Raw genomic sequence first — 3708 nt, forward strand, 5'->3', positions numbered from 1 at the left:
GCGGCCTCAGGCGGCGGCGACAAGACCGTGACCGTCAACCAAACGAACAACGTCAACGTCACCGGCGTCTCGGACCCGAACGCCGCGGCCGGCGCGGTCGGATCGCACCTTGACCGGACCTCGGCCGACGTCGCGAGAAATTTCGGAGGCGCGGCGCAGTAGATCAGTCGCGCTTGAAATCTGGGCGCGGCTTATTAGGCAAATCGACGTTGCCATCGCCACATTCCAATTGTTTTTGGCCAAGGCGGTACAAATGATTGCGGAAGACTCGCTTAAACGGGTCCAATATTCTTTGGTGATTTCGTATCCTTGCTGATTACCGTCCGGGCATAAATTGGCGGTCGGCCCGGGGAGCCGCCTACATTGCGCTGTCGGGTCCGGAAGAGCCGGCATCGGGAGATCGTTTCCTCCCGCTTCGCGATTGAAACAGCGAAGTTGAGCCTCCAGGTCGCTGATAGCGTCGCATTTGGAAGCCGCGGCCCCGACTGGCATCGTGAATGCAAGAAGGGAGAAAATTGTCAGAAAGCTACGCATGAATTGAATCACAGCATTTTCTCCTGGGGATGAACAATGAGCAACGCCTTCGCCCCGATCATCGACGACGCCGCGGCCGACTTCGACCCTGATCATGACCGACAACCCGTCGATCGGCGGCATCATCCCCGACGTGACAATAGAAGAGCTTCACCACGACCGGGCGGTGATCACGCAACACCCGGTCGAGACCGGAAATCGCGTCTCCGATCATATGTTTTTCAACCCGGCGACCGTCGAGATGCGGACGCGGCGCCGAGGCCCATGTCGCGCCGCCGGTCCGACCGTACCATCCACCGTACCCACCACAGGCGGTGGGTTGAGGCGGACGAATACGGCCGCCGCCGGACTCTTTCAACCTGAACAAGCTCGGAACTCTAGGGGAAAGCGTCCAACGGCGGCCGGGGGCGGATGGTCGTTCTACCGGACTGCGTCTCCGCCAAGGACCATCACTAAACGGTTGAAATATCAATGCGGTGGACGCTCTCGGCGCCATAGCGCATGTTCGTCATTTGGCGGCTTTCCGTAGCCGAAGGCGCTGCTGTTTTCGAGCACTTTGACGGTTTGACACACGGTCAGCCTATATTCCTGGGGTAGGAGCATTCGCCGCGCCGGGTTCCTTTTTCCCCTAGGAATGTTCCGGGCGGGGGCGGACGTAACCTGCCCGCGTTCTCTCTCAAGATCGATGGTATGTTGCTCCGTGCGCCAGTCCCAGCTGGGCTCCCATTTGGCAGGAGAGTGCAATGTCGAACCACTTTACCGGTCTCAGTCTCGGCCCGCCGCTCGGCGATCAACGACTCGACCTCTGTGACTTGTACGCATTCCAGTCGCCCGCTGACAGGAACAGGACCGCCATCATTCTGAATGCAAATCCCAACGCGGACGCGCTACATCCCGATGCAATCTATCGCGTCAACATCGACACAGACGGCGATTTCCTGACGGACATCGCGTTCAGCTACGTATTCTCGAAGCCGCAGAACGGCAGGCAGACCGTCAGCGTATTCGCGGCAAAGGGCGCGGAGTCGCGTTCGCCCGAAGCGGTCGGGACGAAGATCATCGCCGACGCCGAGGTGTCCTTTGGCCCCCAGCCGAATATCGTCAAATCCGGCCCCTACACTTTTTTCGCCGGCAGCCGCAGCGACGCGTTCTTTTTCGACTTCGACGGAATCAAGAACCTTTTTGACACCAGAGGCAAACGGAACTTCACCGAGCCTCATCTCGGCGGCAAGTCTCCATGGACCGGCGTGGACTCGAATACCGAAGCGAACGTGTTTTCGACCGTCATCGAGCTGCCGACGAGTGAGCTCGATCCCAAGCCTGAGATCCACATCTGGGGACGCTGCAGTGTAAGACGGGATGGCGCGTTGCTTCACGTTGATCGCGCGGGCCATCCGAGCGTCAGCAGCTTCTTCAACACCGATGACACCAAGGAGGAATACAACGCCAGCGAACCCGTCAATGACCGCAAGCGATGGCTCGACCAGTTCGTGCATCTTATGGGGCACACCGGTAATTACACGCGTGAGGAGGCGATTGCCGCGATCGACAAAGAGCGTACGCTTCCTGACGTCCTGAGCTTCGATCCGTCGAAGCCCGCAGAATATCCTAACGGCCGGGTCTTCACGGACGATGTGATCAACTACCGCCTCGCCTTCCTGACGAAAAACGAGTGTCCGCCGACAGGCCTCAAGCCCCACACCGACGTCCTGAGAGAGTTCCCGTACTTGGGCACGCCGCATTCCAAGACCAGCGGGTGAAACCGGCGCCAAACTCGATTCCGGTATACGGGCGGAAGGTTCCGTACGGCGGCAGCGGTCCCCGCATGCGAGCGACCCACGCTTCCCGTTCGAGCGGCGGCCGACCGACCTGACCGCGTGGGCGGCGTTGGGACCGACATGTCCCAACGTTGTATTCGTCAGGCGCTTCCGCTTCACAATCCAAAACCTCTCGTCATGAGGCTACCCGCGACGCCCTTTGGAGTCGGTTGGTCGAGAGGCAAAGCGACGCATCATTGCCGACGAGGCGAGGAAGGATAGCCGTTTGAGCGGAACCATCCTGATCTACGGCGCGACCGGCTACACCGGCAAGCTCATCGCCAAGACGGCGGCGGCCAAGGGCGCGCGCCCGATATTGGCCGGCCGCGATCGCGAAAAGGTCGAAGCGATCGCCAAGCAGCTCGGCTTTGCCGCACGAGGCTTCGATCTTCGCGATCGTGGCCGGATTGATGCGGCGATCAAGGACGTTTCGGTGGTGCTCTGCGTCGCCGGTCCGTTCTCGACGACGTCGAAACCGGTGGCGGACGCTTGCCTTCGCAATCGCGTGCATTACCTCGACATCACCGGCGAAATCGAAGTCTTCGAGGCCCTCGCCGCCCGGGACGCCGAAGCCAAGGCGCGAGGCGTGGCGCTTTTGCCCGGCGTCGGCTTCGACGTCGTGCCGGCCGACTGCCTCGCGACGCATCTGAAACGCCGGTTGCCCGACGCCAACGATCTCAAACTCTATCTGTCGCTCGGCGCCACCATGTCGCGCGGAACCGCCAAGACCATGGTCGAGGCGATCGCAGCCGGCACGCGCCTGCGGCGTCGCGGCCTCCTCATCTCCCGCGACCGGGCGGAGTCGGGGTCGTGCGATTTTGGCGACGGCGCGAAACCCACTGTCCAGGTCAGCTGGGGCGACGTCGCCACGGCGTTTCATTCAACCGGCATTCCCAACATCGAGGTCCATTTCGAGGCGCTGCCCGCGATCATTGGGCTTGCGCGGACGCCCGCCTTCATCAAATCGTTCCTTGGCCTCAGCTTCATGCAAAGCCTCCTCAAGGCCCAGGTCGACAGATTGCCCGAAGGTCCAACCGAAGCCGCGCGGCGCGCGGGACGAGCCGTGCTGGTCGGAGAGGCGCGCAATGCTGCGGGACACACGGTCCGTTCGCGCCTGAGGACCCCGGAAGCTTATACGTTGACCGCCGTGACGGCCTTCGACGCCGCCAGGCGCGTCGCAGCCGGAGAGGTCAAGGCGGGCTTTCAAACCCCGAGTCGCGCGTTCGGCCCAGACTACATCCTCTCGTTCGACGGCGTGACGCGCGATGACCTCAACGGCTGATGGGCAGGCAACCAGCGAAAAGCGTCCAGTAGATTTGGTTTAGCGGGCGACAAGAATGACGTCGTTCGTATCGCC

General features: G+C 61.7%; 3 protein-coding genes. All 3 read left to right on the top strand.

The features are described 5' to 3' along the window. Positions 1–628 precede the first annotated feature (628 nt). The 3 genes from ACLP25_RS19255 (at position 629) to ACLP25_RS19265 (ending at position 3633) form a co-directional block, all read left to right on the top strand. Positions 629–1063 (top strand): phage baseplate protein, encoded by a 435-nt coding sequence (locus ACLP25_RS19255; protein ID WP_442470770.1) that lies wholly within the window; start codon positions 629–631, stop codon positions 1061–1063. A gap of 214 nt (positions 1064–1277) precedes the next feature. Continuing rightward, entirely contained in the window at positions 1278–2294 is a 1017-nt protein-coding gene (locus ACLP25_RS19260) for a DUF4331 family protein (RefSeq protein WP_442470771.1), read from the top strand. Positions 2295–2577: 283 nt separating this feature from the next. Then, complete coding sequence (locus ACLP25_RS19265; RefSeq protein WP_442470772.1) at positions 2578–3633, top strand: saccharopine dehydrogenase family protein; 1056 nt, start codon at positions 2578–2580, stop codon at positions 3631–3633. The last annotated feature ends 75 nt before the right edge of the window (positions 3634–3708 follow it).

It is taken from the genome of Roseiarcus sp. (genome assembly GCF_052145395.1).
In the GTDB taxonomy this organism is placed as follows: Bacteria; Pseudomonadota; Alphaproteobacteria; order Rhizobiales; family Beijerinckiaceae; genus Roseiarcus.